The sequence below is a fragment of the [Bacillus] selenitireducens MLS10 genome (genome assembly GCF_000093085.1).
Classification (GTDB): domain Bacteria; phylum Bacillota; class Bacilli; order Bacillales; family Salisediminibacteriaceae; genus Salisediminibacterium; species Salisediminibacterium selenitireducens.
In genome coordinates, this window is record NC_014219.1 from 1269089 (window position 1) to 1293509 (window position 24421).

The following is a 24421-nucleotide window of genomic DNA, read 5'->3' on the forward strand; positions in this document are numbered from 1 at the left end:
AGGGACATAGAATGTCGAAACTGTTTATGTTTGAAAAACCGCTCGGAATGCGGGACACGCTTCCGGAACTCTTTGAACTGAAACGAAAGCTCCGTAATGCCATCGGGCTTGAGGTCACGCGCTGGGGGTACGAACAGATCGCCACGCCGACGCTCGAATTTTACGAAACGGTGGGGCAGTCCTCGGCGATTCTCGACCAGCAGCTCTTTAAGCTCCTTGATCAGGAGGGGAACACCCTCGTGTTGCGTCCGGATATGACGGCACCGATCGCACGGATCGCGGCATCAACGCTCCGGTCGGGTCAGCGCCCGCTCCGGCTGACGTATGATGCGCCGGTGTTCCGGGCCCAGCAACGTGAAGGCGGCCGTCCGGCAGAATTTGAACAGATCGGCTGCGAGCTGATCGGAGACGGATCGAGCAGTGCCGATGCGGAAATCATTGCTTTAATGGCTGCGTCGATGAAAGAAGCGGGGCTCAGTGGCTATCAGGTGGCAATCGGGCACATCGGTTTCGTCAATGCCCTGTTATCAGAAGTCCTCGGCAACGAAGAACGGACGGCGGTGTTCAGACGCTATCTGTATGAGAAAAACTATGTCGGTTTCCGAAAAGCCGTCAATGATCTGCCTCTCTCCGGTATCGACAAGCAGCGTCTCACCGGACTGTTGAAACTGAAAGGAACCAGTGACGTGCTGTCTGAAGCAGACACCCTTGTAAGCAGTCCGGAAGGAAAAGCGGCCCTGAAGGAACTCCGGGACCTTGTGGGGATTCTTGAACAGTACGGCCTGAATAATCAGATCACCCTCGATCTGAACCTTGTGATGCATATGAGCTATTACACGGGCGTCGTTTTTGAAGCATACAGCCAGGGACTCGGCTCCCCAGTCGGAAGCGGCGGACGCTATGACAGCCTCCTCGATCAGTTTGAGCATCCGGAGCCTGCGACCGGGTTCGGTCTCAGACTCGACCGTCTCACGGAAGCCCTCGGCACGAAGACACCACAGGTCAGCCAGGACCTCTGTATCGTCTACAGTGCGAACCGGCGAATAGAAGCACTCGATACCGCCGTGAAGGAGCGGGGGAACGGCCGTCGCGTCGTGATGCAGGACGTGGCCGGGGTCAAGGACGTGGACGCGTTTACAGAAGGGTTTCAGGACGTTGTGTACGTCATTGGAAGTCAGGGAAATGGAGGTGCCAGGTGATGAATGAAGAACTGTTGACGGTGGCGATGCCAAAGGGACGGATTTTTGATGAAGCCGTGGATCTCTTGCGACAGGCAGGCTATCCGATTACGGAAGAATTTGAGGATTCCAGAAAACTGATTATCGACGTACCCGAAGCCGGGATGCGGTTTATTCTTGCCAAGCCGATGGACGTGCCGACGTATGTGGAGCACGGGGTTGCCGATGTCGGTGTCGCCGGGAAGGACGTCATGATTGAAGAGAAGCGGGACGTCTATGAGGTGCTCGATTTGAAAATCAGCGCGTGCTACATGGCCGTTGCGGCCCTGCCGAGCTACCGGGCCGGCGGGGAAGTGGCGCCGAAAATCGCGTCAAAGTACCCGAATCTGACGAGTGAGTATTTCCGCCAGAAGGGCGAACAGGTGGAGATCATCAAGCTGAACGGCTCGATTGAACTCGCGCCGATTGTCGGTCTCGCAGACCGCATCGTCGACATCGTCTCCACCGGTCAGACGCTGAAAGAGAATGGCCTCGTGGAAATCGAGGAGATGATCAATATCACGTCGCGCTTTATCGTCAATCCGGTAAGCTACCGGACAAAAGCGGCGATGATTGACCCAATGGTCGACCGGCTCGATCAGGTCATTAACGGACAAGGAGAGGATCGGTTATGAAGATTACCCCAGTCACAGACGATTTGTCGTTAAAACGAAGCATCGATCAGGGGACGTCGGATCAGCGCAGGGCGGTAGAAGAGATTCTCCATGCCGTCAAGACGGAAGGCTACGATGCCGTCGTGCGCTATACCCGTCAGTTTGACGGCGTCGAACCGGATTCGATCCGTGTGACGGAAGAAGAACTGAAAGCGGCCCATGACAGCATGAGCGACGAGACCCGCAAGATTATTCAGGAAGCGATCGCCAATATCCGTGCTTTCCACGAGCGCCAGGTCCAGCAGTCCTGGTTTTCAACGAATCCGGACGGGACGATTCTCGGACAGAAGGTGACGCCTCTTGATTCGGCAGGGGTATACGTCCCTGGCGGACTCGCGGCGTATCCCTCTTCGATCATCATGAACGTCGTACCGGCGCAGGTCGCCGGCGTCGGGCGGATCGTCATGGTCTCCCCGCCGCAAAAGGACGGGAGCCTGACGGATATCGTGCTCGCAACGGCGAAAGAGCTCGGTGTCACGGAGGTCTGGAAAGTCGGCGGTGCACAGGCCATCGGGGCATTGACCTACGGGATGGCCGGCATGGAGCCGGTGGACAAGATCACCGGTCCGGGGAACATCTTCGTTGCCCTCGCCAAACAGCTCGTCTACGGGACTGTGGATATCGATATGATCGCAGGACCGAGTGAAATTGCGATTCTTGCCGATCATTCGGCAAAGCCTGCATACGTGGCCGCGGATATGCTGAGTCAGGCGGAACATGATCCGATGGCGTCCGCGGTCCTTGTTACCGACGACCGTGCACTCGCTGAAGCGGTCACGATCGAGGTGGAAGAACAGCTGAAGACCCTGCCGAAACGAGACATTGCAGAAGCGTCGATTCGGGACCACGGCGCCGTGTACCTCGCAGAATCGATGGATCAGGCGGTGGCGGCGATTAATGATTTGGCTGCCGAGCACCTCGAAGTACAGGTCGCCGATCCGTGGGCGCTGTTGCCGAAAATCCGTCACGCCGGGGCGATCTTCCTCGGTGAACAGAGCTCTGAGCCTGTCGGGGATTACTTTGCCGGACCGAACCACATCCTGCCGACCAACGGCACGGCCCGTTTTTCAAGTCCGCTCACGGTGGAGGATTTTACGAAGAAATCGAGCATCATCGCCTACAGCAAGGAAGCTGCGGTGACGAACGGCAAAAAGATTGCCGCATTCGCCCGTCTCGAAGAGCTCGAAGCTCACGCCCGGGCTGTGGAACAACGATTGGAGGACTCAGAATGACAAAGCGACAAGCGGAGAAATCACGCATCACAAACGAAACACAGATTGCCCTGACCTTTGCGATTGACGGTGAAGGTCAGGCGGATCTCAAGACCGACGTGCCGTTTATGACCCATATGCTCGATCTTTTTACCCGTCACGGGTTGTTTGATCTGATCCTCGATGGGCGCGGTGACACGGAGATTGATGATCATCATACAACGGAAGACATGGGGATTGTGCTTGGTGACGCGTTGAAGGAAGCCCTCGGTGACAAAAAGGGCATCCGCCGCTACGGCAATGCCTTCGTGCCGATGGATGATGCCTTGGCACAGGTCGTGGTGGATCTCAGTAACCGGCCGCATTTCGTCCTGAAAGGCGAGATCCCGGCGACGAAGGTGGGGACGTTTGATACGGAGCTCATCGAAGAATTTCTTTGGAAGCTTGCTCTTGAAGCCCGGATCAATCTGCACGTCATCGTCCATTACGGAACGAACGTGCATCATATTATCGAAGCGATCTTTAAGGCCCTCGGCCGCGCTCTCGATGAAGCGACACAGCTTGATCCGCGTGTCAAAGGTGTGCCGTCCACGAAAGGAAGTCTGTCATGATCGGAATCATTGATTACGGAATGGGCAATCTGCACAGTGTGACAAAGGCGGTGGAACGGCTCGGCCGGGACTGTTTTCTCTCCGAAGATCCCGAAGAGCTGAAGAAGGCGGACTGTCTGATTCTCCCGGGCGTCGGTGCCTTTAAGGACGGGATGGATGAACTCGGGAAGCGCGGGCTCGTTCCATTTATTCATGAATGGATCGAAGACGGCAAACCGCTCCTCGGGATCTGCCTCGGGATGCAGCTTCTCTTTGATGAGAGTGAGGAAAACGGCCCGACGAAAGGACTCTCTGTCCTGCCTGGAAAAGTAAAGAAGTTCCCGGGCGGCGACTATAAGGTGCCGCATATGGGGTGGAACGAGCTGACCTTTGAACAGCCTGCCCATCCGGTTCTGCAGGGTCTTGACGGCGGGCATGTCTATTTCGTGCACTCCTACTTTGTTGTTGCCGACCGAAAGGAAATCCTCATTGCCTCCGCTGAATACGGCGGTGAACAGGTGACGGCCGTTGCCGGGCGCGACAATGTCTGGGGCACACAGTTTCATCCGGAGAAAAGCAGCGTCGTCGGCATGACGATGCTGAAGAATTTCGTCGAATATAAAGGAGGTGCCGTCTGATGAGCGAGTTTACGGTATACCCTGCCATTGATATTCGCGGGGGCAAATGCGTCCGCCTGTTGCAGGGGGACTATGACAAAGAAACGGTTTACGGGGATTCGCCTTATGAGATGGCCCGCTCGTTTTCGGATAAAGGAGCGGTCTGGGTACATATGGTGGACCTTGACGGCGCTAAAAAAGGGCAGCCTGTGAACCACGAAGAAGTGATCCGCGCAGCCAGGGAGCTTGACTGCAAGATCCAGGTTGGCGGTGGGATCCGCAACCGGGACAACGTGAAGACGTATCTCGATGCCGGCGTGGACCGGGTCATTCTCGGCAGTGCAGCGATTTCGGATCCGGATTTCGTCAAAGCGATGCTCGAGGAATTCGGCGGAAACCGCATTGCCATCGGGATCGATGCAAGAGACGGCTTCGTCGCGACGCACGGCTGGCTGGAGACGTCTGAAGTCAAAGCCGAAGACCTCGGCGTCCGCCTGGCGGAGTTCGGAGCGGAGACCTTTATCATGACGGACATCTCGAGAGACGGGATGCTGAGCGGGCCGAACGTTGAAGCCATCGCGTCACTGGCCCGGGTTACCGGTAAAGAGGTCATCGCGTCAGGCGGCGTCAGTGAGATGGCGGATTTGACGGAGCTTAAAGCGAATTGCAATGACGGCGTGGCCGGCGCAATCGTCGGAAAAGCGATCTACACCGACCGGATTCAGGTGGAAGAAGCGTTGAAGGAGGTGCAGGGCCCATGCTGACAAAGCGGATTATTCCCTGTCTTGATGTTACGGAAGGACGGGTCGTCAAAGGGATTCAGTTTGTCAATCTCCGCGACGCCGGGGATCCTGTTGAAATGGCAGCCTTTTATGATCAGCAGGGCGCCGATGAACTCGTGTTTCTCGATATCTCCGCCTCCCATGAAGGCCGGGAGACGATGGTGGACGTCGTGGAACAGGTCGCAGGGAAGCTCGCCATCCCCTTCACCGTTGGCGGAGGAATCAACACCCTTGAAGACATGAAGCGGATCCTCCGGGCAGGGGCGGATAAAGTCTCCCTGAATACCGCAGCGGTGAACCGTCCGGAGCTGATTACGGAAGGGTCGGACTTCTTCGGTGCCCAGTGCATCGTGGTGGCCGTCGATGCGAAGCGGGATCCGAAGCGGGGCTCGTGGACGGTGTATACCCATGGCGGACGCCGGGAAACGGACTGGGACGTCCTTGATTGGGTCAAAGAGGCGGTTCGCCGGGGAGCCGGTGAGATTCTTCTGACAAGCATGGATCAGGACGGGGAGAAAACCGGTTTTGACAACGCATTGACCCGAGCCGTCAGTGAGGCGGTTCCTGTGCCGGTCATCGCCTCGGGCGGTGCCGGCGGTCAGGAGGACTTCTACGACGTGTTTACCGACGGCAAGGCGGATGCGGCGCTCGCAGCGTCCATCTTCCACTATAAAGAGACGTCCGTGGAAGCGGTGAAAGACTATTTGAAAACAAAGGGGCTGGCGATTCGATGACAGAGATCCGATTTGATGAACAGGGACTCGTGCCGGCGGTGGTGCAGGACAGTCAGACAAAGGAAGTCCTCACAGTCGCCTATATGAACGAAGCGTCTCTTGAAAAAACGAAAGAAACCGGTGAGACGTGGTTTTACAGCCGCTCCCGCCAGGAACTGTGGCATAAAGGCGCGACGAGCGGGAATACCCAGGCCGTGACGGAAATCCGTTACGACTGCGATCAGGATGCCCTCGTCGTCCTCGTCGAACCAGCCGGACCTGCCTGCCACAAGGGCACGGTCAGCTGTTTTTCCGACGTCCTCTGGCAGAAGAAAGCGACGCCGGAAGTCCGAAAAGACCGTTTTGCGATTATTCAAGAACTCGAAACTCTCCTCGCCAAACGGGAAGCGGAGCGTCCGGAAGGATCGTACACGACCTACCTCTTTGACGAAGGCGTTGATAAAATTCTTAAGAAAATCGGGGAAGAAGCCGGGGAGATCATCATCGCGGCGAAGAACCGGGACCCTGAGGAGCTGACGTGGGAGAGTGCGGATTTTCTGTTTCACCTCCTCGTTCTCCTGAGAGAGCAGAAGCTGCCGTTAGACGCCGTGCTTCAGCGCCTCGAAGACCGGCATGCCAAGAAGAACAAAACGGAAGACTGAAACGTGTGTATACGAAATAAAGCCCGCATCAGACCGGTGGTTACCGGAACTGATGCGGGCTTTTGACTGTGAACAGGGTCAGGCGAAGGATTTCTCAATCAGATCAGCCGTCAGCTGACCGCTTAACGTGACCATCGGCACGCCGCCACCCGGGTGCGTGCTTCCGCCGGTGAAGAAGAGGTTGTCGTAGAGGTTACTTTGTGCTGGGATCTTAAAGCCGCCGTTCGTTGCTTTGTTTGATGCGATCCCGTAAATGGACCCTCCGTTTGCGCCATACAGCTCTTCAAGGTCGTCAGGCGTGAAGCGGTATTCAAACTCGATGCTTTCCCGGAGGCCCGTCATCCCCATACGTTCGAGCTTGTCGAGGACGACTTTCCGGTAATCTTCCCAGTTCGTATCCTTCTTTGCCAGGGTCTTTGGCGGGACGTGGGTAAGGACGAAGAGGTTTTCTTTGCCGTCCGGCGCCTGGGAAGGATCAGACTTTGATGATACGCCGATATAGACCGTCGGGTCATCGGCAGGAATGCCTTCTTCATAAATCTGCCGGAATTCTTTTTCCGGGTCTTCAGAGAAGAAGAAATTGTGATGCTTCGTCACGTCGAAGGTACGGTCTGTACCGAGCAGGAGGACAAGTCCGGAAACCGTCGGTTCGTAGGTTTTGGACAGCTTCTTTGCTTCTTTTTTCGCCGGACCCTTTTGCGGGAGAAGGGTCTGATAGGCAGGAATCGCTTCAAGGTTTGACACCACGAGGTCAGCTGCATGGAACGCGCCGTCTTCGGTGACGACCCCGGTCGCTTTTTCGCCTTCGGTCTTAATGTGAGAGACGGCCATTCCGGTTTTCACGGGAACTCTGAGTTCCTCAAGGACACGCTCCATGCCCTGGGCGATGCCATACATACCGCCTTTGACGTAGTGAATGCCAAGACCGAGCTGGACGTAAATGAGCTGATTGAGTATGGCCGGTGACTGATACGGGTTACTTCCGACGTACATGACGAAGAAGTTAAAGAGCTGTTCGAGGTACTTGTTGTCGAAATGCTTCTTCGTATGATCTGCGACGGTATGAAACGGATCCATCGCCATCAGTTCCTTAAAGTTATGAAGTTTCCTGAATTCATTCAGACCGGGGATGCTTGTCTTATAGAAGCTTTTCATACAGAGCTGGTACATCTGTTCAGAATATGTGAAGAACTGGGCGAATGAGCCTGCGGAATCCGGGGCGACTTTGCCCATCTCCTTGATCATGTCCGGCAGATCGCCGGTAACATCGATGGATGTGCCGTCTTCAAAGAAGGTGCGCCATTGGGGCTCGATGCGTTCAATGGTCATGTAATCCTCGACTCTTCGGTGAACGCGTGTAAAGAGTTCTTCAAGAACCCAGGGCATCGTGAGAATCGACGGACCGGTATCAAAGGTGAAGCCTTTGCCGCTGCGTCGGTTCAGTTTGCCTCCGAGGGTCTCGTTTTTTTCGATGATCTCAACGTCAAATCCTTTTCCTTTTAAAGAAATCGCGGCAGACAGTCCGCCGAGACCTCCTCCGATGACAATGGCTTTCTTCGTTTGGCTGTTCATAGTGTTGGCACCTCCATGGATTGGGTCAAGCTGTGTTGGATATTAATCATTGTTGCAAAGGTTCGCGCCCGTTCTAATACAGAAACGGGATGAAGCGGTAGCGGGTTTTCATCCATTCCTGATACGTCTTGCCAAATGCACCGATCAGGGTTTGTTCCTCGGACTGCATCCGTCTGATCAGCGCAGGCAAAAGGGTGATGAAAGCGAGCAGAAAAGCTGCTATACTGCCAGTGTAGAGACTGAATCCTGCGGCAGCGGCAAAGAGTCCGGTGTAGAGCGGGTGGCGCAGCAAACGGTACGGTCCTGTACCGACCAGGGTATCCCCTTCGCGAACCTGAACGTCCCGGGTAAACTGCTTCCCGAGGTGGACGATGCCCCAGTACCGAAGGAGGATCCCGCCCCCGAAGAGAAAGGCACCCGCCGCTGAGAGCGGAAGGGATGTGACCGTCCAAAGCCCGAGCTCTCTTGTCAGAACGCCGGTTGCGATGACGAGGATCACGGAAAAGAGAATCACGGGAAAGGAGCGGTTTTCGTCCTGATCCGTACTTTTCCTGCTTTTAAATCGGAGGAATTCTCCGATCCACAACAGGGTAAAGAACAGTATAAGTATATCGATCCAAATCATGAGCCTCACCTGCTGCGTCTGTATTTTGACACGGATAGGAGTCTATTACCCGTAAAAAGGAAATTCGAATCTGGAAATCATAACATTTATTGATCAATTATTAAAAAAGATCAGCGGCGCCATCGTTCAGTGAATGGTCCATATGCGTACCGATCCGGAGGTGTTGACAAAGTGATACGGATGCGTTAGTATACCCATTAGGGTATAAAAACAGTCAACATGAGCAGGTTACTGGACGGGACCCGTTTGAGCGATTATGATAAGCTGAAGAAGAGACAGAATGGAAATCCTTAAAGGAGCGTGACTCAAAATGAGCGAAGAAAGAATTTATGATGTTGTGATTATTGGAGCAGGACCAGCCGGTATGACGGCTGCTGTATATACGTCCAGAGCGAATCTGGATACGGTGATGATCGAGCGTGGGATGCCAGGCGGCCAGATGGCGAACACGGAAGACGTGGAGAATTACCCGGGGTATGACAGCATTCTCGGTCCGGATCTCTCACAGAAAATGTTCGAGCACTCCCGTAAGTTTGGTGCCGAGTATCAGTATGGAGACGTAAAAGAAATCATTGACGGAAAAGAATATAAGACGATTGTTCTTGGCAATGGTGAAGTGAAGACCCGTTCGATTATCATCGGAACCGGTGCGAAATACAAGCACCTGAACGTTCCTGGTGAACAGGAGCTCGGTGGCAGAGGGGTATCCTACTGTGCGGTATGTGACGGTGCGTTCTTTAAGGAGAAGGAACTCGTGGTCGTCGGCGGTGGCGATTCCGCCGTTGAGGAAGCGGTCTATCTGACACGCTTTGCCTCCAAAGTGACCATCGTGCACCGGCGCGATCAGCTTCGTGCGCAGAAGATTCTTCAGGACCGCGCATTTGATAACGACAAAATCGAATTTGAATGGAACCACGTCGTCAAGGAAATTAACGGCGAAGGCGGAAAAGTCAGCAGTGTAACCCTTGAGAGCACGAAAGACGGTTCCACAAAAGACTTCAAGACCGACGGCGTGTTCATCTACATCGGGATGGATCCGATCAATGAACCGTTCCTGAATCTTGGTATTACAAACGAGGACGGTTATGTGGTTACAAACGAAAATATGGAGACCGACATTCCTGGAATCTTTGCGGCCGGGGATATTCGAGATAAGCACCTGCGCCAGATTGTAACAGCAACAGGTGACGGCAGTATTGCGGCGCAAACAGCCCAGCACTATGTCGAGAACCTGATGGAAGAACTGAATGCAACAGCAGAAAAAGTATAAGAAACAAAAGGGGATGGCCTTCAGGTCATCCCCTTCCTTCCGTGTATGATCCCAGGTTGGAGGACAACCGGTTTCATTAACTGTACCAGTAAAATAAAAATCCTGTTACAGTGAATGATTATTCACTTCAAGCCTTGTATCATCAAACGTAACTTGGACTTAACGCCTCTGTAACACAGGTGAAACAGTCGGCAGGTATGATGAAAGTAGTAATTGACCCCCTTTTTTATTTATATTTCTTTGCACGGACACAAATTTGTCCGTGCTCTTTTTTTGTACAGGATTGGTATCACTCCAAAAGATGTAGTATACTGTCTGAAAGAACTGTTATATAAACGGAAGATGGATGTCCGTAAAGGAGCGATGTTCCAATGAAGCCGACCGAAACAAAGGTGCCATCCCTCGAGCTCGTGATCATTACCGGCATGTCCGGGGCAGGGAAGACCGTTGCCGTTCAGAGTTTTGAAGATATGGGGTATTTCTGTGTGGATAACCTCCCGCCGTCACTCATGCCGAAGTTCATCGACCTGGTGGAAGGTTCCGGCGGGAAGATGAACAAAGTGGCGCTCGTGATCGATCTGAGGGCGAGAGAGTTTTTTGATCACCTTTTTCAGGCGATTGACGCCATGTCCTCGGAGTCTCAGATATCGCCGCGGATCCTCTTTCTCGATGCGGAGGATCAGAAGCTCGTGTCCCGCTATAAAGAAACAAGGCGGAATCATCCGCTTGCTGACGGGGGCGGACCGCTTGAAGGCATTAAAGCCGAGCGGGAAATGCTCGATGAAATGAAAGGTCAGGCTCAGACGATCATCGATACGACGAATTTGAAGCCGTTGCAGCTTCGGGAGCGGATCATTGAACAGTTCTCCGGTGATCAGACGGACAACTTCTCCATTCACCTCCTCTCGTTCGGCTTCAAACACGGCATTCCGATCGATGCGGATCTGGTGTTTGATGTACGCTTCCTGCCCAATCCGCATTACATCGATCATATGAGGCCCAAAACCGGACTCGATGAAGAGGTCTATGAGTATGTGCTGAAATGGAACGAGACGAGGCAGTTTATCGAGAAACTCGACGATCTGCTTCAGTATATGGTGCCGCACTATAAGCGCGAAGGGAAGCAGCAGCTGGTGATTGCCATCGGCTGTACCGGCGGGAAACACCGCTCAGTGACGCTCGCCGAATACTTCAATAAAGTCTTTATTGAAAAGGCCTATCAGACGTATGTGACTCACAGGGACATCGAAAAGGGGCGCAAAGAAGGATGATGCTCGACAAAGCGAAGGTGGCGGTGATCGGCGGAGGTACAGGCCTGTCGGTTCTCTTAAGAGGGCTTAAGACGTTTCCCGTTGACATCTCGGCCATCATTACCGTAGCCGATGACGGAGGCAGCTCCGGCCGTCTTCGTGAAGAACTGAATATTCCGCCGCCCGGGGATATCCGCAATGTCCTCGTTGCATTATCTGAAGTGGAGCCGCTCTTTGAGGAACTCCTTCAACACCGCTTTGAGAAAGGAAACGGTCTGAGCGGTCATTCCCTCGGGAATCTGCTTATTGCGGGAATGAGTTCCGTGATGGGGGATTTCTCCCGTGGCGTTCAGGAGATGAGCCGGGTATTGAATGTGAAGGGGCGGGTCATTCCGGTGTCGAATCAGCACTTAACCCTGCATGCACGCTTCATCGACGGCAGCTCCTGTGCCGGCGAATCGAAGATCCCGCTTGTGGGGAAACGGATCGACCGGGTCTTTCTCGATCCGGCGAATCCGGTCCCGAGTCCGGAAGCCGTTCATGCCCTTGAAGAAGCGAATCTGATTCTGCTTGGCCCAGGGAGTCTCTATACGAGTATCATCCCGAATCTCCTCGTTCCGGGTATCCGCGAGGCACTGATGAATGCGAGCGCCAAAAAGGTGTATATCTGCAATGTTATGACCCAGCCTGGAGAGACGGAGGAATACAGCGTGGGTGATCACATTCAGGCCATTCATGATCATCTGCAGGCAAACGTTGTGGACTCCGTGATCATGAATACGCAGGAGATTCCGTTCTCTTACAGGGAGCGCTATTACAGTGAAGGGGCAGAGCCGGTGGCAATCGACCGGGAACGCCTCGATGAACTGGCAATCCAGACGATCGATGATGAACTGTTGTCCTTTGATAACGATCTGTTGAGGCACAATGCGATTAAACTGTCTCAACGGCTGTTGTCCCTCATGTAAGGACCAATGGAAGAAACAGGTGCGAATGGAGGTGAAAGAAGACAATGTCATTTGCATCGGTCACAAAAAAAGAACTGACACAGCTTGAGTCCGACGAATGCTGTGCAAAAGCAGAGCTTGCGGCAATGATCCGGATGAATGGATCCGTTCATATCCGAAACATGCAGGTCTCCCTTGATGTTCAGACGGAGAATGCAGCCATTGCGAGACGGATCTACACACTCTTGAAAAAAGTCTATCAGGTCCATGTGGAACTTCTCGTCAGAAAGAAGATGCGCCTGAAGAAGAACAACGTCTACGTCGTCCGGATCGGACGTGAGGCGAGGGGTCTTCTTGAAGATTTAAAGATTGTGGATGACACTTTTTCGTTTACAAGACATATAGACAGGGAACTTGTCCGTAAAGACTGTTGCAAACGGGCGTACCTGCGCGGCGCATTTCTCGCAGGGGGCTCAGTGAATCATCCGGAGACATCCTCCTACCATCTCGAGATCTTTTCATTTTACGAGGAGCATAATGAGTCGCTGTTGCAGCTGCTTGATTATTTCGGGATTAAGGCGAAGATGATCGAACGGAAAAAAGGATTTGTTCTCTATTTAAAAGAGGGCGAACGTATCAGTGAATTTCTGAACGTCGTGGGTGCACATCAGGCCCTGTTGAAGTTTGAAGATGTCCGGATCATGAAGGACATGCGTAATTCCGTGAACAGACTCGTTAATTGTGAAACAGCAAACTTGAACAAAACCGTTGGGGCAGCGATGCGCCAAGTTGAAAATATTATTCTGATTCGCAACACGGTCGGGCTTGATCAGCTGCCCGAGAGGCTCCAGGAAATCGCAAAACTGAGGATTGAGCATCAGGATATCTCCTTAAAAGAACTCGGTGAGATGCTCGAAGGCAAAGTAAGTAAATCCGGTGTTAACCACCGCATGCGTAAAATAGAGGAATTTGCCAATCAAATCAGAGAGGGAAAGCAGTCAGGACAACGGTAATCCCTGTCTTTTTCCCGTCCGTTGTGAAAGCGGTTTAGCAATGAAAGCAGAGTGAACAGACTATTTTGAGAGAGGATGACGAACCAATGATCGAAAAACACGTAACTGTCAAACGAAAATCAGGACTCCAGGCACGCCCCGCCGCGCTGTTTGTCCAGGAGGCCAACCGATTCGCATCGGATATTTTCATTGAAAAAGACGGGAAATATGTCAATGCCAAGAGCATCATGGGGATCATGAGTCTGGCAGTCGCAGCAAATAAGGACATCATCCTGAAGGTGGATGGCGCAGACGAACAGGAAGCGATGGATGCGCTGATACAGTTCGTGGAAAAGGAAGATTAAGGATTGAACATCGGCATAAGCTTGCCGGTGTTTTTTCTTTTGGCGCCGTTAAAGCCGGATGTGGATACACACGATGCAATCAATAATGAGTGATGACAGAGGTGTTTAAAATAAGAGGACGGGGCTCAACAGTTCATTGACCGATTCGTGCGGCAACCTGTCTGACAGAAAAAAGAAACCCTCAACGATCATGAGGGTTTCACTGATTTGTCTGGCTATTATTTTGTGTCCGGTGTTTTGTCCATGACTTCATCGATGAGGCCGTATTCCTTCGCCTGAGCGGCACTGAGGAAATTGTCACGGTCCGTGTCCTTGCGGATCTGTTCAATATCCTGGCCGGTACGCTCAGCGAGAATCTGATTGAGCTTCTCTTTCATTTCGACGATGCGCTTCGCATGAATCTCAATGTCTGAAGCCTGACCCTGTGCACCACCAAGCGGCTGGTGGATCATGACTTCACTGTTCGGGAGTGCATAACGCTTGCCGGGCTCACCTGCCGTCAGTAGGAAAGCACCCATGGAAGCGGCCATGCCGATGCAGATGGTCTGTACTTTTGGCTTGATAAACTGCATGGTGTCATAAATGGCCATACCCGCAGTGATGGAGCCGCCTGGGCTGTTAATGTAAAGAGAAATGTCTTTATCCGGATCATCCGCTGCCAAAAACAGCAGCTGGGCAACGATGGAGTTGGCCACGTTGTCATCGATCGGGGTTCCGAGCATAATGATGCGGTCTTTCAGGAGGCGTGAATAAATATCATAGGCACGCTCACCGCGGTTCGTTTGTTCAATTACCGTAGGGACTAAATTCATAATGTAATTCCTCCTTTGAAATGGCTGGTTCTTATTCAGGTTGTGTATCCACAGATCTTCAGAAAGATCTGTTTCTGATTCCCATTCTACCTCTAAAGGTCAATGAAGGTCAAATAAGAATGACCAAATGATCCACATTTTCACCTTTTACCTGAATCCTGTTCCTTCAAACGTGAAATCCATCGCATCCGGCACACAAAATACGCAATCATCATGTATAATGTGATAGAGATAGAAATGAAAGCGGAGAGGAGGTTCTGACATTGGATTACGGGATGTATCAGCAACAGTCAATGAAGCTTGTCATGACGACGGAACTGCGTCAGGCGATTACGATATTGCAATTCTCCGCTCAGGACCTCACGGATTATCTGCATGAGCAACAGCTCGAAAACCCCCTCATCGAAATTTCGGATCCGCCGATGACCGAAGAAGCCCGCAGGCGGACGGCGGAAGTGGACATGCCTGAACCCGGGCGCATGCCTTCGGGGAAAAGCGGGGATTCCGATGTGACGGCTCTGGATTTTCTGAGGGAGCCGGAAGAGGGACTGCGGGATCACCTTTTGCATCAGATCCGGATGTCCGAAGCGCCTGAGGCGATTCGGCATATCATGAACTACCTCGCTCTGAGCCTCGACGAGAACGGATATCTTGAGCATGAGATTGACGTCTATGCCGGCGAACTTGGTGAAGAGCCGGGGGATGTGGCGAAAGCGTTGGGCGAGTTGCAACAGCTTGACCCGCCGGGTGTAGGAGCGAGGAATCTTACGGAGTGTCTCCTGATCCAGCTGAACGGGCATGAAGCAAGGGACCCCCTGGCTGAAGCCATTGTCCGGGATCACCTTGATCAGCTTGCCAACAAACAGTTCCAAAAGATCGCAAAAGCGCTTGATGTGGGCGTGGAAGATGTGGAGGTCGTGTCGGATTTCCTCAAGACCCTGAACCCAAAACCGGGAGCGGTCTTTCACAGCACCCCTGCCGAGTACATCACGCCTGATGTGCATGTGATCAAAACGGGTAATGAGCTGGTGGTCAAGCTTGCGGACGGACATTTGCCGCGGATGACGATGAATCGGGAGTATGAGCAGCTTCTCCAAAGCGGCGGCTCAGAGGTTGCTTCATATATGAAACAAAAACAAGAACAGTTTCATTGGATCAAACGAAGCATCCAGCAGCGGCAGGAAACGATACTCAACGTCACGAAGGCAATCGTCCGGCATCAGGAAGATTTCTTTTTGCGGGGAGCCGACTACCTGAAACCCCTGAATCTGAAAACGATCGCCGAAGAGATTGAGGTTCATGAGTCGACGGTCTCACGGGCCACGGTGAAAAAATATGCCCAGACGCCCAAAGGACTTTTTGAACTGAAGTACTTTTTCAGAAGCGGATTTACGGGTGAGGGGGATGATTCAGCGGATAAGGTGAAGCTGTATCTGAAACGGCTCATCGATGAAGAGGAGAAAAAGAAACCTTATTCGGATCAGAAGATTGCCGATCTGCTCGAGGTAAAAGGGATTCAGGTCTCACGGCGCACGGTAGCCAAATACCGTGAAGAGCTGTCGATCCCGTCTTCGTCAAAACGAAAACGGTACACATAAAGAAAACTTGGCTTGTCGCCAAGCCTCGATGGCGACAAGCCGTAGTTGCACTTATACTATAATCCTTTAACGGGGTTAAACATTGCTATAGTATGAAAAAACGCCCTCTGATCCCTGAGGGCGTTTGGTTTGTCTTGCATATTGCGGGAATAAAAAAATGTCACGATGTCCATGCAAGGCAGAAGCTGATACGGCGGTCATCGCGACTGATTTTTCAGATTTTTCACGGATTATTTCACATGTTGTGCTTGATTTACAGCGCAACTGTTGGTACTATTAGAAGTGCAGGTGAGTTCCTGCATCAGCTGAAAATCGACGGTCGATTTCTTTTTTTGAACCGAGTGGGACGTAAAACGTCTACAAGGGACTTAGGTTGTCCCGAAGCTGAAGCCACGTCATAAAGGAGTATGCCGCATGAACATGGTCCTGGATTTACAAAAGAAGCTGCTCCCGGACTTAATCGAGGTAATGGGCAGACGATACCGCATTTTACGCTACATCAGACTGATGCAGCCAATCGGTCGACGTTCGCTTGCATCCAACATTGAAATGTCAGAGCGGGTTCTCCGAAGTGAAGTTACGTTTCTGAAAGAGCAGGGGCTCGTCGCGTTTCAGACGATGGGCATGACGCTCACGGAAGACGGAAGTGATGTACTGGCCCAGCTCGAAGTGGTTATGAAGGAAGTATTTGACGTCCGGTCGATGGAAGAAGAGTTAAAAGAAAAGCTCGGTGTCAAAGACGTTCATATCGTTCCCGGTGACAGTGACGAATATCCGTGGGTCCTGAAAGAAATGGGCCGCGCGACCGTTAATGTGATGAAGCGTCATTTGCTTCCGGAACGAAACATCATCGCCGTTACCGGCGGCCGTTCCATTGCGAACGTAGCTGATATGCTTATTCCCGATACAGACCTGAAAGAAACCCTCTTCGTTCCGGCAAGAGGCGGTCTTGGTGAACAGGTGGAAAATCAGGCTAATACGATCTGTGCCACCATGGCACGAAAAGCGATGGGTAAGTACCGGCTTCTCCACGTCCCTGACCAGCTTGGACGTGACGCCTACGAATCTCTGATCTACGATCCTGTGATCAAAGAAATTCTTGAGCTGATCCGTTCTTCTACAATGGTTGTTCACGGAATCGGTGAAGCGATGGCGATGGCGGAGAGACGCAACACGAGTCAGGAAGTGCTCGCCAAGCTCAAGGACACAAAGGCAGTCGCAGAAGCGTTCGGGTATTACTTTAACGCTGACGGAGAGATCGTGCATAAAGTACTGACGATCGGCCTGCAGCTTGAAGACCTCGATCACATCCCGACAGTCGTATCTGTGGCCGGAGGCAAGACGAAAGCAAATGCGATTCGTGCTTACATGAAACGAAGGCCCAATCAGGTGCTGGTCACCGATGAGGGCGCAGCAAAAGAAATCTTAACAAAATTGTAAGTTTATAATCCTTGAAGTAAGAGAATAGGTTATACTGTATGACTTCAAGAGTTTCCTGTTAAGGCATTGAAACTCTTTGAATATAAAACTTTGGTTTTACTATATTAAAGGAGGAATTTTATTATGGCTACAAAGATTGGTATTAACGGTTTTGGACGTATTGGACGCGTGGTGTTCCGCGAGGCGCTGAACAATCCGGAAGTTGAGGTTGTTGCAGTAAACGACCTGACAGATGCGAATATGCTTGCTCACCTGCTTCAGTATGACTCTGTTCATGGTAAGCTCGATGCAAAAGTTGAAGCAAAAGGTGACAACCTTGTTGTTGACGGTAAAGAAGTCATTGTCACAGCTGAAAAAGATCCTGCAAACTTGAAGTGGGGCGAGCTGGGCGTTGAGATCGTTATCGAATCTACAGGGATCTTCACTAAGCGTGAAGCAGCTGCAAAACACCTTGAAGCAGGCGCGAAGAAGGTTATCATCTCTGCACCGGCTAACGGTGAAGACAAGACGATCGTTGTCGGTGTTAACCACACAGACTATGACCCGGCTAACCACCACGTTGTTTCAAACGCTTCTTGCACAACGAACTGCCTGGCGCCATTTGCCAAAGTTCTTCAGGACAAATTTGGTCTTAAGCGCGGTATGATGACGACCGTTCACTCGTACACGAATGACCAGCAGATCCTTGACCTTCCTCACAAGGACTACCGTCGTGCCCGAGCAGCAGCTGAGTCTATCATCCCGACAACAACTGGTGCAGCAAAAGCCGTTGCCCTTGTTCTACCTGAACTGAAAGGCAAGCTTAACGGTGGTGCAATGCGTGTTCCTACACCAAACGTATCCCTCGTTGACCTCGTAGCTGAACTTGACAAGGACGTTACGGCTGAAGAAGTAAACGCAGCGTTTAAGGAAGCTTCTGAAGGTGAAATGAAAGGTGTACTCGGATACAGCGAAGAGCCGCTTGTTTCCCGTGACTATAACGGCAACAACTACTCTTCCACTGTCGATGCCCTCTCCACGCTTGTAATGGAAGGTAACATGGTGAAAGTTATCTCTTGGTATGACAACGAAACTGGTTACTCTGCACGTTGTGTGGATCTTGCCGTTTACATGGCGAAGCAAGGCCTGTAAGCCGGTCATAACCAGCATAGAATCAGCCTGAAAGCAAAAGGAGGCGGGCACGTGTCCTGTCTCCTTTTCTTTTTGAAAAAGTGTACCCAAATCAAGGAGGACTGTTCTGATGAATAAACAATCCATTCGCGACATTGATGTTAAAGGAAAACGTGTCTTTTGCCGAGTAGATTTCAACGTACCGATGAGTGAAGGTCAGGTAACCGACGATACCCGAATCCGCGCAGCGATCCCAACGATCGAACTGCTCGTGGAAAAAGGGGCAAAAGTGATTCTGGCGAGCCACCTTGGCCGTCCGAAAGGCCAGGTTGCGGAAGATCTCCGTCTCGACCCTGTTGCCAAGCGTCTGTCAGATCTGATGCAAAAAGAAGTCTACAAGGTGGATGAAGTCGTCGGAAGCGACGCTGAAAAAGCCGTTAACGGACTTGAAGAAGGGGATGTTGTTCTTCTGGAAAACGTCCGCTTTGAAGCAGGTGAAGAGAAAAACGATGCAGAGCTGGCGAAGCAGATGGCCGCATTGGCTGATGTGTACGTCAACGATGCATTCGGTGCCGCTCACCGTGCGCATGCTTCCACTGAAGGCATTGCCAAACATATACCGGCAGTGGCAGGGCTTTTGATGGAAAAGGAACTTGAAGTACTGGGCAAAGCCATGGCAAATCCGGAACGTCCTTTCACAGCCATTATTGGTGGTGCGAAGGTTAAAGACAAAATCGGTGTCATTGACAACCTCTTGGACAAGGTTGACAACCTGATCATCGGTGGCGGACTTGCTTACACGTTTATCAAGGCGAAGGGCTATGAAATCGGAACCTCCCTGCTTGAAGAAGATAAGATTGACCTTGCCAAGCAGTTTATGGAAAAAGCAGAAAAGAATAATGTGAATTTCTATATGCCGGTTGATGCTGTGATTGCGAAGGAATTTGGAGCGGATGTGGAGGCAGATACTGTCGACATTGACAAAATCCCTGCCGACCAGATGTCTCTTGATATCGGACCAAAAACACTCGAGACGTATCGTAAGGTCATCAGTGAATCCAGACTCGTGATCTGGAACGGGCCAATGGGCGTATTCGAATTCGAAAAGTTCGCAGCAGGTACAAAAGGTGTCGCAGAAGCCCTGGCTGAAGCGGAAAACGCGTATTCCGTCATCGGCGGCGGTGACTCAGCGGCAGCCGTTGAGAAATTCCACCTTGCCGACAAAATGAGCCACATCTCCACAGGCGGCGGAGCGTCCCTTGAATTTATCGAAGGAAAAGAACTGCCGGGCGTCGTGGCATTGAACGACAAGTAAAACCGACTATTCAACAGGAGGGAATACGATGAGAAAACCGATTATCGCAGGAAACTGGAAGATGAATAAAACGAAGTCTGAAGCAGTTGAATTTTTGCAGGCGATTAAGACCGCTGTACCGTCCGCGGACAAAGTGGACAGCGTCGTCTGCTCCCCGCATCTGTACCTCGATGCCCTCGTTCAGGAAGCAGCGGGCACGGATGTTAAGATCGGTGCACAGAACATGTACTTCGAAGAGAGCGGTGCGTTCACGGGTGAAACAAGCCCGATGGCACTGAATGACCTCGGTGTCACCTATGTGGTCCTCGGTCACTCCGAGCGCCGTGAACTCTTTGGAGAAACCGACGAGTCCGTGAATAAAAAGACCCACGCAGCCTTCAGCCATGGTCTGACACCAATCGTCTGTGTCGGAGAGACCCTTGAAGAGCGTGAAGCAAACAAAACGTCTGACGTTGTGACGCTTCAGGTGAAAGAAGGCCTGAAAGGACTCACGGCAGATCAGGTCAAAGAGACCGTCGTTGCCTATGAGCCGATCTGGGCGATCGGAACCGGCAAGACAGCGACTTCAGAAGATGCCAACGAAACATGCGGCGTCATCCGTAAAGTCATTGCCGGAGAATTCGGTCAGGACGTCGCGGATGCGGTACGCATTCAGTACGGCGGCAGCGTTAAGCCTGCGAACATTAAAGAGCTCCTTGAGCAATCTGATATCGATGGCGCCCTGGTTGGCGGCGCAAGCCTGGAAGCGGAATCCTATCTTCAGCTCGTAGAGGCTGGCAATGAGTAAGCAGCCCCGCGCCCTGATTATTCTGGACGGTTATGCCCTTCGGGACGAAACCGAAGGGAATGCCGTTGCCCAGGCGAATACCCCGAATTTTGACCGTTACTGGAATCAGTACCCGCACGCCACACTCAAAGCTTCCGGGCTGGCGGTCGGACTTCCGGAAGGTCAAATGGGGAATTCTGAAGTCGGGCACATGAACATCGGCGCAGGCCGGGTCGTGTACCAGAGTCTGACGAAAGCCAATCTTGCCATTGAAGACGGCACGTTCTTTGAAAACGACGTCTTCAACCAGGCGATTCAGCACGTCGAAGACAAGGACAGCGCCCTTCACCTGTTCGGCCTTCTCTCTGACGGCGGTGTTCACAGTCACATTAAGCATTTGTTCGCCCTGCTTGAAATGGCGAAGAAAAAAGACTTGAAAAAGGTTTACGTTCACGCGTTTCTCGATGGCCGTGATGTTGGTCCGACGACGGGAAAGACGTATGTGGCTCAGCTTGAAGAGAAAATGAAAGAACTCGGTGTCGGTGAAATTGCCACCCTTCAGGGCAGATACTATGCCATGGACCGTGACAAGCGCTGGGATCGTGTGGAGAAGAGCTATCGTTCCATGGTGTACGGTGATGGCGAAATGTTCCCGGATGCCCTTTCTGCGCTCGAATCGTCCTATGCGTCGGACGTCCACGATGAATTCGTATTGCCGACCGTCATGACGAAAGAAGACGGCAAGACGCCGGTAGCGACACTTGAGGATAACGATGCAGTCATTTTCTTCAATTTCCGCCCGGACCGTGCGATTCAGCTGTCCCAGGTCTTTACGACAGATGAGTTCGACGGCTTTGACCGTGGTGATAAGTTCCCGAGGGATTTGTTCTTTGCATCCCTGACGAAGTACAGCGATGCCGTGAACACGCATATCGCCTATCCGCCGACGAGTCTTGATAAAGTCCTCGGTGAAGTGGTGGCCGATGCAGGTCTCAATCAGCTGCGCATTGCTGAGACGGAAAAATATCCGCATGTGACGTTTTTCTTCAGCGGTGGCCGGGAACAGGAATTCAAGGGAGAGACACGGGTTCTGATTGATTCCCCGAAAGTCGCGACCTATGATCTGAAGCCGGAGATGAGCGCTTATGAAGTGACGGACGCCCTTCTCAGTGAAATCAATAAAGATCAGCACGACATGATTATCCTGAACTTTGCCAACCCGGATATGGTCGGCCATTCAGGCATGCTTGAACCAACCGTGAAAGCGGTGGAAACCGTTGATGAGTGTCTTGGTAAAATCGTCGATCTCATTCATGAGAAAGGCGGCGAGGCCATTATCACGGCAGATCACGGCAATGCGGATATGCTCGTTGATGAAGAGGGCGGTCCAATGACAGCCCATACGACGAACCCGGTTCCGGTAATCGTGACGAAAGACGGCATCACCCTTCGTGAAGACGGCGTACTCGGTGATTTGGCGCCGACGATGCTCGAACTCCTCGGAGTGGCCCAGCCGTCTCCGATGGATGGGAAGTCTCTTATTAAGAAGTAAGGTATTGAATAATATATATTAAATAAAGGAGTGTTTTGAGATTATGACAGTAATTACAGATGTATATGCACGCCAGGTATTGGATTCCCGCGGTAACCCGACAGTAGAGGTGGAAGTACACACAGAAAGCGGCGCATTTGGCCGCGCGATCGTACCAAGTGGTGCGTCAACAGGTGAATACGAAGCGGTTGAACTCCGTGACGGCGGCGACGCTTGGATGGGTAAAGGCGTTACAAAGGCTGTTGAGAACGTCAATGAAATTATTGCCCCTGAGCTTGTCGGTTACGACGCCCTTGACCAGCTTGGCATCGACCAGCTGATGATCGACCTCGACGGTACACCGAACAAAGCGAAGCTCGGTGCCAACGCGATCCTTGGTGTATCCATGGCGACTGCACGTGCAGCGGCGGATGCGCTCGGTTTACCATTGTACGTCTATCTTGGCGGATTCAATGCGAAGACATTGCCAACACCGATGATGAATATCTTAAACGGTGGTGAGCACGCAGACAACAACGTGGACATCCAGGAATTCATGGTGATGCCGGTTGGTGCGGAAAGCTTCACGGAAGCCCTTCAGATGGGTGCGGAAATTTTCCACAACCTGAAGAAGGTTCTCTCTTCCAAAGGTTACAACACAGCTGTTGGTGACGAAGGCGGTTTTGCACCGAACCTGAAGTCCAACGAAGAAGCGCTCTCCACGATCATCGAAGCCATCGAAAAAGCAGGCTACAAGCCTGGCGAACAGGTTCAGCTTGCCATGGATGCTGCGGCTTCTGAAATCTATGAAGACGGCAAGTACCACCTTAAAGGCGAAGGCCGTGTGCTGACGTCTCAGGAAATGGTTGACTTCTACGCAGAGCTTTGCGACAAGTACCCGATCATCTCCATTGAAGACGGACTTGACGAGAACGACTGGGAAGGATTCAAGCTCATGACCGAGCGTCTTGGCGACAAGGTGCAAATCGTGGGTGACGACCTCTTCGTTACAAACACGGACAAACTTTCCCGTGGTATTCAAGAAGGCATCGGCAACTCCATCCTGATCAAAGTGAACCAGATCGGTACACTTTCTGAAACGTTTGAAGCGATCGAAATGGCGAAGCGTGCCGGTTACACAAACGTCATCTCCCACCGTTCCGGTGAAACAGAAGACAGCACAATCGCTGATATCGCCGTTGCAACAAACGCCGGACAAATCAAGACAGGTGCACCGTCCCGTACGGACCGTGTTGCCAAGTACAACCAGCTTCTCCGTATTGAAGACGAGCTGCAGTACATTGGCCAGTATGCAGGAAAAGCTGCATTCTATAACCTGAACAACAAGTAAGAAACGCATGATCAAGATCAAGGCCCCGTATTCTCTTTTTGGAGGATACGGGGCCTTTTTGGTCTGCGCAATTTCTTAAAGGGCGGCCTCCTGAAAGATCAGCGTAATCAGGCGCTGCATCCTTTCGGATATCGGCCGGTCCTTTCGGTACATGACAGAAATGGATCTGTCGTTGTCGAAATGGGGCAGCGCCTTCGTCGTCAGGACCCCGTCCGATACAGGTTCGACGACCGAGCGGGCGGAAAGAATCGAACAGCCGGCTCCGAGCGAGACCATTTTCTGCACGGCATCCATGTTGGAGAGTTCCATTGCCACATGCAGCGCCGTTCCGGTTTTGGCCATCCAATCATCGATCACGCCCCGGGTGGCCCCTTTTTGCTGAAGAATGAAAGGGACGTCGGTCAAGTCACTCAGAGTGATTACCTGTTTATTGGCGAGGGGGTGGCTGACAGGGACGATAAGTTTCACCGGATCATCGGTGATCCGCCTTGTAAAAAGATCCGGGTCATAGATCGGGGACGAGGACACGATGGCGAGGTCGAGTTTTTTGCCTTTGATGGCCTCGATCATGTCAGGGGTGGGTCCGACACGGACGGACAGCTTCGTCGCAGGGTGTTCTTCCGTGAAGCGAAGAAACACCGGGGGAAGGACATAGTTGGCCGGGACATGACTCGCACCAACCAGGATCTCGCCCCGTTTATCCTCTTTGTATTCCTTCATGATGCGTGCGGCTTCTTCATAAAGGCTCGTGATGTCCTTGGCATACTGAAGAAGCATCTTCCCGGCGTCCGTGAATTGGATCTGATCGCCGCGTTTTTGATAGAGGGTTACGCCTGCGGCTTCTGTGAGCTTTTTCAGATGAAAGGTAACGGTCGGCTGACTGAGATTCATTTCTCTTGCAATCTGTGAGAGGCTGCCGGTTTGCGACAGGCGAATAAGGATCTTAAACTGCTGCTGGTTCATTGTGATCACCTCTGTATAGATTTTATCTATAATGACTTCAGTTTATAT

The 24421-nt window shown here is 52.1% G+C and carries 24 protein-coding genes; 20 read left to right on the forward strand and 4 right to left on the reverse strand.

Translation table 11 applies throughout. From position 1 onward, the window contains the following. The first annotated feature begins 11 nt into the window (after positions 1–11). The 8 genes from BSEL_RS05645 to hisIE are packed head-to-tail and all read left to right on the forward strand — an operon-like array spanning position 12 to position 6466. Positions 12–1199, forward strand: coding sequence for an ATP phosphoribosyltransferase regulatory subunit (locus tag BSEL_RS05645; RefSeq protein ID WP_013172037.1), 1188 nt, complete (start codon positions 12–14; stop codon positions 1197–1199). Continuing rightward, the gene (gene hisG / locus BSEL_RS05650) at positions 1199–1852 is read left to right on the forward strand and encodes an ATP phosphoribosyltransferase (protein ID WP_013172038.1); all 654 of its coding nucleotides are present in this window, start codon (positions 1199–1201) and stop codon (positions 1850–1852) included. The genes BSEL_RS05645 and hisG overlap by 1 nt, the downstream gene beginning before the upstream one ends. Next, a complete protein-coding gene (hisD, locus tag BSEL_RS05655; RefSeq protein WP_013172039.1) occupies positions 1849–3123 on the forward strand; it encodes a histidinol dehydrogenase in 1275 nt (424 codons plus the stop codon). The genes hisG and hisD overlap by 4 nt, the downstream gene beginning before the upstream one ends. Then, positions 3120–3713: an imidazoleglycerol-phosphate dehydratase HisB gene (gene hisB / locus BSEL_RS05660; protein WP_013172040.1), complete on the forward strand. Its 594-nt coding sequence runs from the start codon at positions 3120–3122 to the stop codon at positions 3711–3713. Before hisD ends, hisB begins: the two co-directional genes overlap by 4 nt. Next, positions 3710–4330 (forward strand): imidazole glycerol phosphate synthase subunit HisH, encoded by a 621-nt coding sequence (gene hisH, locus BSEL_RS05665; protein WP_013172041.1) that lies wholly within the window; start codon positions 3710–3712, stop codon positions 4328–4330. The genes hisB and hisH overlap by 4 nt, the downstream gene beginning before the upstream one ends. After that, a complete protein-coding gene (gene hisA / locus BSEL_RS05670) occupies positions 4330–5073 on the forward strand; it encodes a 1-(5-phosphoribosyl)-5-[(5-phosphoribosylamino)methylideneamino]imidazole-4-carboxamide isomerase (RefSeq protein ID WP_013172042.1) in 744 nt (247 codons plus the stop codon). Before hisH ends, hisA begins: the two co-directional genes overlap by 1 nt. Then, entirely contained in the window at positions 5067–5825 is a 759-nt protein-coding gene (gene hisF, locus BSEL_RS05675) for an imidazole glycerol phosphate synthase subunit HisF (protein WP_013172043.1), read from the forward strand. Before hisA ends, hisF begins: the two co-directional genes overlap by 7 nt. Further along, a complete protein-coding gene (hisIE, locus tag BSEL_RS05680; RefSeq protein WP_013172044.1) occupies positions 5822–6466 on the forward strand; it encodes a bifunctional phosphoribosyl-AMP cyclohydrolase/phosphoribosyl-ATP diphosphatase HisIE in 645 nt (214 codons plus the stop codon). The genes hisF and hisIE overlap by 4 nt, the downstream gene beginning before the upstream one ends. 78 nt (positions 6467–6544) lie before the next feature. Here hisIE and BSEL_RS05685 read toward each other — a convergent pair whose 3' ends face one another. Both BSEL_RS05685 and BSEL_RS05690 read right to left on the reverse strand, forming a co-directional pair. Continuing rightward, positions 6545–8038 carry a phytoene desaturase family protein gene (locus tag BSEL_RS05685; protein WP_013172045.1) on the reverse strand — a complete coding sequence of 498 codons (1494 nt, stop codon included), beginning with the start codon at positions 8036–8038 and terminating at the stop codon, positions 6545–6547. Between the two features lie 73 nt (positions 8039–8111). Then, entirely contained in the window at positions 8112–8663 is a 552-nt protein-coding gene (locus BSEL_RS05690) for a methyltransferase family protein (RefSeq protein ID WP_013172046.1), read from the reverse strand. A 310-nt stretch (positions 8664–8973) separates the two neighbouring features. Between BSEL_RS05690 and trxB the strand changes: the two genes are divergently transcribed. The 5 genes from trxB to BSEL_RS05715 all read left to right on the forward strand — a co-directional run bounded on the left by trxB (position 8974) and on the right by BSEL_RS05715 (position 13487). Then, complete coding sequence (trxB, locus tag BSEL_RS05695; protein ID WP_013172047.1) at positions 8974–9933, forward strand: thioredoxin-disulfide reductase; 960 nt, start codon at positions 8974–8976, stop codon at positions 9931–9933. A 371-nt stretch (positions 9934–10304) separates the two neighbouring features. Further along, entirely contained in the window at positions 10305–11204 is a 900-nt protein-coding gene (gene rapZ, locus BSEL_RS05700; protein ID WP_013172048.1) for an RNase adapter RapZ, read from the forward strand. After that, positions 11201–12151: a gluconeogenesis factor YvcK family protein gene (locus tag BSEL_RS05705; protein WP_013172049.1), complete on the forward strand. Its 951-nt coding sequence runs from the start codon at positions 11201–11203 to the stop codon at positions 12149–12151. The genes rapZ and BSEL_RS05705 overlap by 4 nt, the downstream gene beginning before the upstream one ends. Positions 12152–12195: 44 nt before the next feature. Further along, positions 12196–13143 (forward strand): DNA-binding protein WhiA, encoded by a 948-nt coding sequence (gene whiA / locus BSEL_RS05710; protein WP_013172050.1) that lies wholly within the window; start codon positions 12196–12198, stop codon positions 13141–13143. 86 nt (positions 13144–13229) lie between these two features. Beyond that, complete coding sequence (locus BSEL_RS05715; protein WP_013172051.1) at positions 13230–13487, forward strand: HPr family phosphocarrier protein; 258 nt, start codon at positions 13230–13232, stop codon at positions 13485–13487. Positions 13488–13705: 218 nt separating this feature from the next. On the opposite strand, the gene clpP is transcribed toward BSEL_RS05715, so the two are convergent. After that, positions 13706–14299: an ATP-dependent Clp endopeptidase proteolytic subunit ClpP gene (gene clpP / locus BSEL_RS05720; protein WP_013172052.1), complete on the reverse strand. Its 594-nt coding sequence runs from the start codon at positions 14297–14299 to the stop codon at positions 13706–13708. 263 nt (positions 14300–14562) lie between these two features. On the opposite strand from clpP, the gene rpoN reads away from it, so the two are divergent. The 7 genes from rpoN to eno all read left to right on the forward strand — a co-directional run bounded on the left by rpoN (position 14563) and on the right by eno (position 23410). Further along, entirely contained in the window at positions 14563–15897 is a 1335-nt protein-coding gene (gene rpoN / locus BSEL_RS05725; RefSeq protein WP_013172053.1) for an RNA polymerase factor sigma-54, read from the forward strand. A 414-nt stretch (positions 15898–16311) separates the two neighbouring features. Continuing rightward, positions 16312–17337, forward strand: coding sequence for a sugar-binding transcriptional regulator (locus BSEL_RS05730; RefSeq protein ID WP_013172054.1), 1026 nt, complete (start codon positions 16312–16314; stop codon positions 17335–17337). Positions 17338–17460: 123 nt separating this feature from the next. Further along, on the forward strand, positions 17461–18468 hold the full coding sequence (gene gap, locus BSEL_RS05735; RefSeq protein WP_013172055.1) for a type I glyceraldehyde-3-phosphate dehydrogenase: 1008 nt from the start codon (positions 17461–17463) through the stop codon (positions 18466–18468). A 109-nt stretch (positions 18469–18577) separates the two neighbouring features. Beyond that, complete coding sequence (locus BSEL_RS05740; RefSeq protein WP_013172056.1) at positions 18578–19762, forward strand: phosphoglycerate kinase; 1185 nt, start codon at positions 18578–18580, stop codon at positions 19760–19762. A gap of 28 nt (positions 19763–19790) precedes the next feature. Beyond that, positions 19791–20549, forward strand: coding sequence for a triose-phosphate isomerase (gene tpiA, locus BSEL_RS05745; protein WP_013172057.1), 759 nt, complete (start codon positions 19791–19793; stop codon positions 20547–20549). Next, positions 20542–22080: a 2,3-bisphosphoglycerate-independent phosphoglycerate mutase gene (gene gpmI, locus BSEL_RS05750; RefSeq protein ID WP_013172058.1), complete on the forward strand. Its 1539-nt coding sequence runs from the start codon at positions 20542–20544 to the stop codon at positions 22078–22080. Before tpiA ends, gpmI begins: the two co-directional genes overlap by 8 nt. Positions 22081–22123: 43 nt before the next feature. Further along, positions 22124–23410, forward strand: coding sequence for a phosphopyruvate hydratase (gene eno, locus BSEL_RS05755; RefSeq protein ID WP_013172059.1), 1287 nt, complete (start codon positions 22124–22126; stop codon positions 23408–23410). A 75-nt stretch (positions 23411–23485) separates the two neighbouring features. Here eno and BSEL_RS05760 read toward each other — a convergent pair whose 3' ends face one another. Further along, positions 23486–24373 carry a LysR family transcriptional regulator gene (locus BSEL_RS05760; protein ID WP_013172060.1) on the reverse strand — a complete coding sequence of 296 codons (888 nt, stop codon included), beginning with the start codon at positions 24371–24373 and terminating at the stop codon, positions 23486–23488. Positions 24374–24421 lie beyond the last annotated feature (48 nt).

Bases quoted from the DNA above. Each gene is read 5' to 3' on its own strand.
- gap (WP_013172055.1), top strand. From the start codon at position 17,461: ATGGCTACAAAGATTGGTATTAACGGTTTTGGACGTATTGGACGCGTG.
- BSEL_RS05715 (WP_013172051.1), top strand. From the start codon at position 13,230: ATGATCGAAAAACACGTAACTGTCAAACGAAAATCAGGACTCCAGGCA.
- eno (WP_013172059.1), top strand. From the start codon at position 22,124: ATGACAGTAATTACAGATGTATATGCACGCCAGGTATTGGATTCCCGC.
- hisA (WP_013172042.1), top strand. From the start codon at position 4,330: ATGAGCGAGTTTACGGTATACCCTGCCATTGATATTCGCGGGGGCAAA.
- BSEL_RS05645 (WP_013172037.1), top strand. From the start codon at position 12: ATGTCGAAACTGTTTATGTTTGAAAAACCGCTCGGAATGCGGGACACG.
- hisH (WP_013172041.1), top strand. From the start codon at position 3,710: ATGATCGGAATCATTGATTACGGAATGGGCAATCTGCACAGTGTGACA.
- hisF (WP_013172043.1), top strand. From the start codon at position 5,067: ATGCTGACAAAGCGGATTATTCCCTGTCTTGATGTTACGGAAGGACGG.
- BSEL_RS05685 (WP_013172045.1), bottom strand. From the start codon at position 8,038: ATGAACAGCCAAACGAAGAAAGCCATTGTCATCGGAGGAGGTCTCGGC.
- BSEL_RS05740 (WP_013172056.1), top strand. From the start codon at position 18,578: ATGAATAAACAATCCATTCGCGACATTGATGTTAAAGGAAAACGTGTC.
- BSEL_RS05730 (WP_013172054.1), top strand. From the start codon at position 16,312: ATGAACATGGTCCTGGATTTACAAAAGAAGCTGCTCCCGGACTTAATC.
- gpmI (WP_013172058.1), top strand. From the start codon at position 20,542: ATGAGTAAGCAGCCCCGCGCCCTGATTATTCTGGACGGTTATGCCCTT.
- BSEL_RS05760 (WP_013172060.1), bottom strand. From the start codon at position 24,373: ATGAACCAGCAGCAGTTTAAGATCCTTATTCGCCTGTCGCAAACCGGC.
- rapZ (WP_013172048.1), top strand. From the start codon at position 10,305: ATGAAGCCGACCGAAACAAAGGTGCCATCCCTCGAGCTCGTGATCATT.
- hisG (WP_013172038.1), top strand. From the start codon at position 1,199: ATGAATGAAGAACTGTTGACGGTGGCGATGCCAAAGGGACGGATTTTT.
- BSEL_RS05705 (WP_013172049.1), top strand. From the start codon at position 11,201: ATGATGCTCGACAAAGCGAAGGTGGCGGTGATCGGCGGAGGTACAGGC.
- whiA (WP_013172050.1), top strand. From the start codon at position 12,196: ATGTCATTTGCATCGGTCACAAAAAAAGAACTGACACAGCTTGAGTCC.
- clpP (WP_013172052.1), bottom strand. From the start codon at position 14,299: ATGAATTTAGTCCCTACGGTAATTGAACAAACGAACCGCGGTGAGCGT.
- trxB (WP_013172047.1), top strand. From the start codon at position 8,974: ATGAGCGAAGAAAGAATTTATGATGTTGTGATTATTGGAGCAGGACCA.
- hisB (WP_013172040.1), top strand. From the start codon at position 3,120: ATGACAAAGCGACAAGCGGAGAAATCACGCATCACAAACGAAACACAG.
- tpiA (WP_013172057.1), top strand. From the start codon at position 19,791: ATGAGAAAACCGATTATCGCAGGAAACTGGAAGATGAATAAAACGAAG.
- hisIE (WP_013172044.1), top strand. From the start codon at position 5,822: ATGACAGAGATCCGATTTGATGAACAGGGACTCGTGCCGGCGGTGGTG.
- BSEL_RS05690 (WP_013172046.1), bottom strand. From the start codon at position 8,663: ATGATTTGGATCGATATACTTATACTGTTCTTTACCCTGTTGTGGATC.
- hisD (WP_013172039.1), top strand. From the start codon at position 1,849: ATGAAGATTACCCCAGTCACAGACGATTTGTCGTTAAAACGAAGCATC.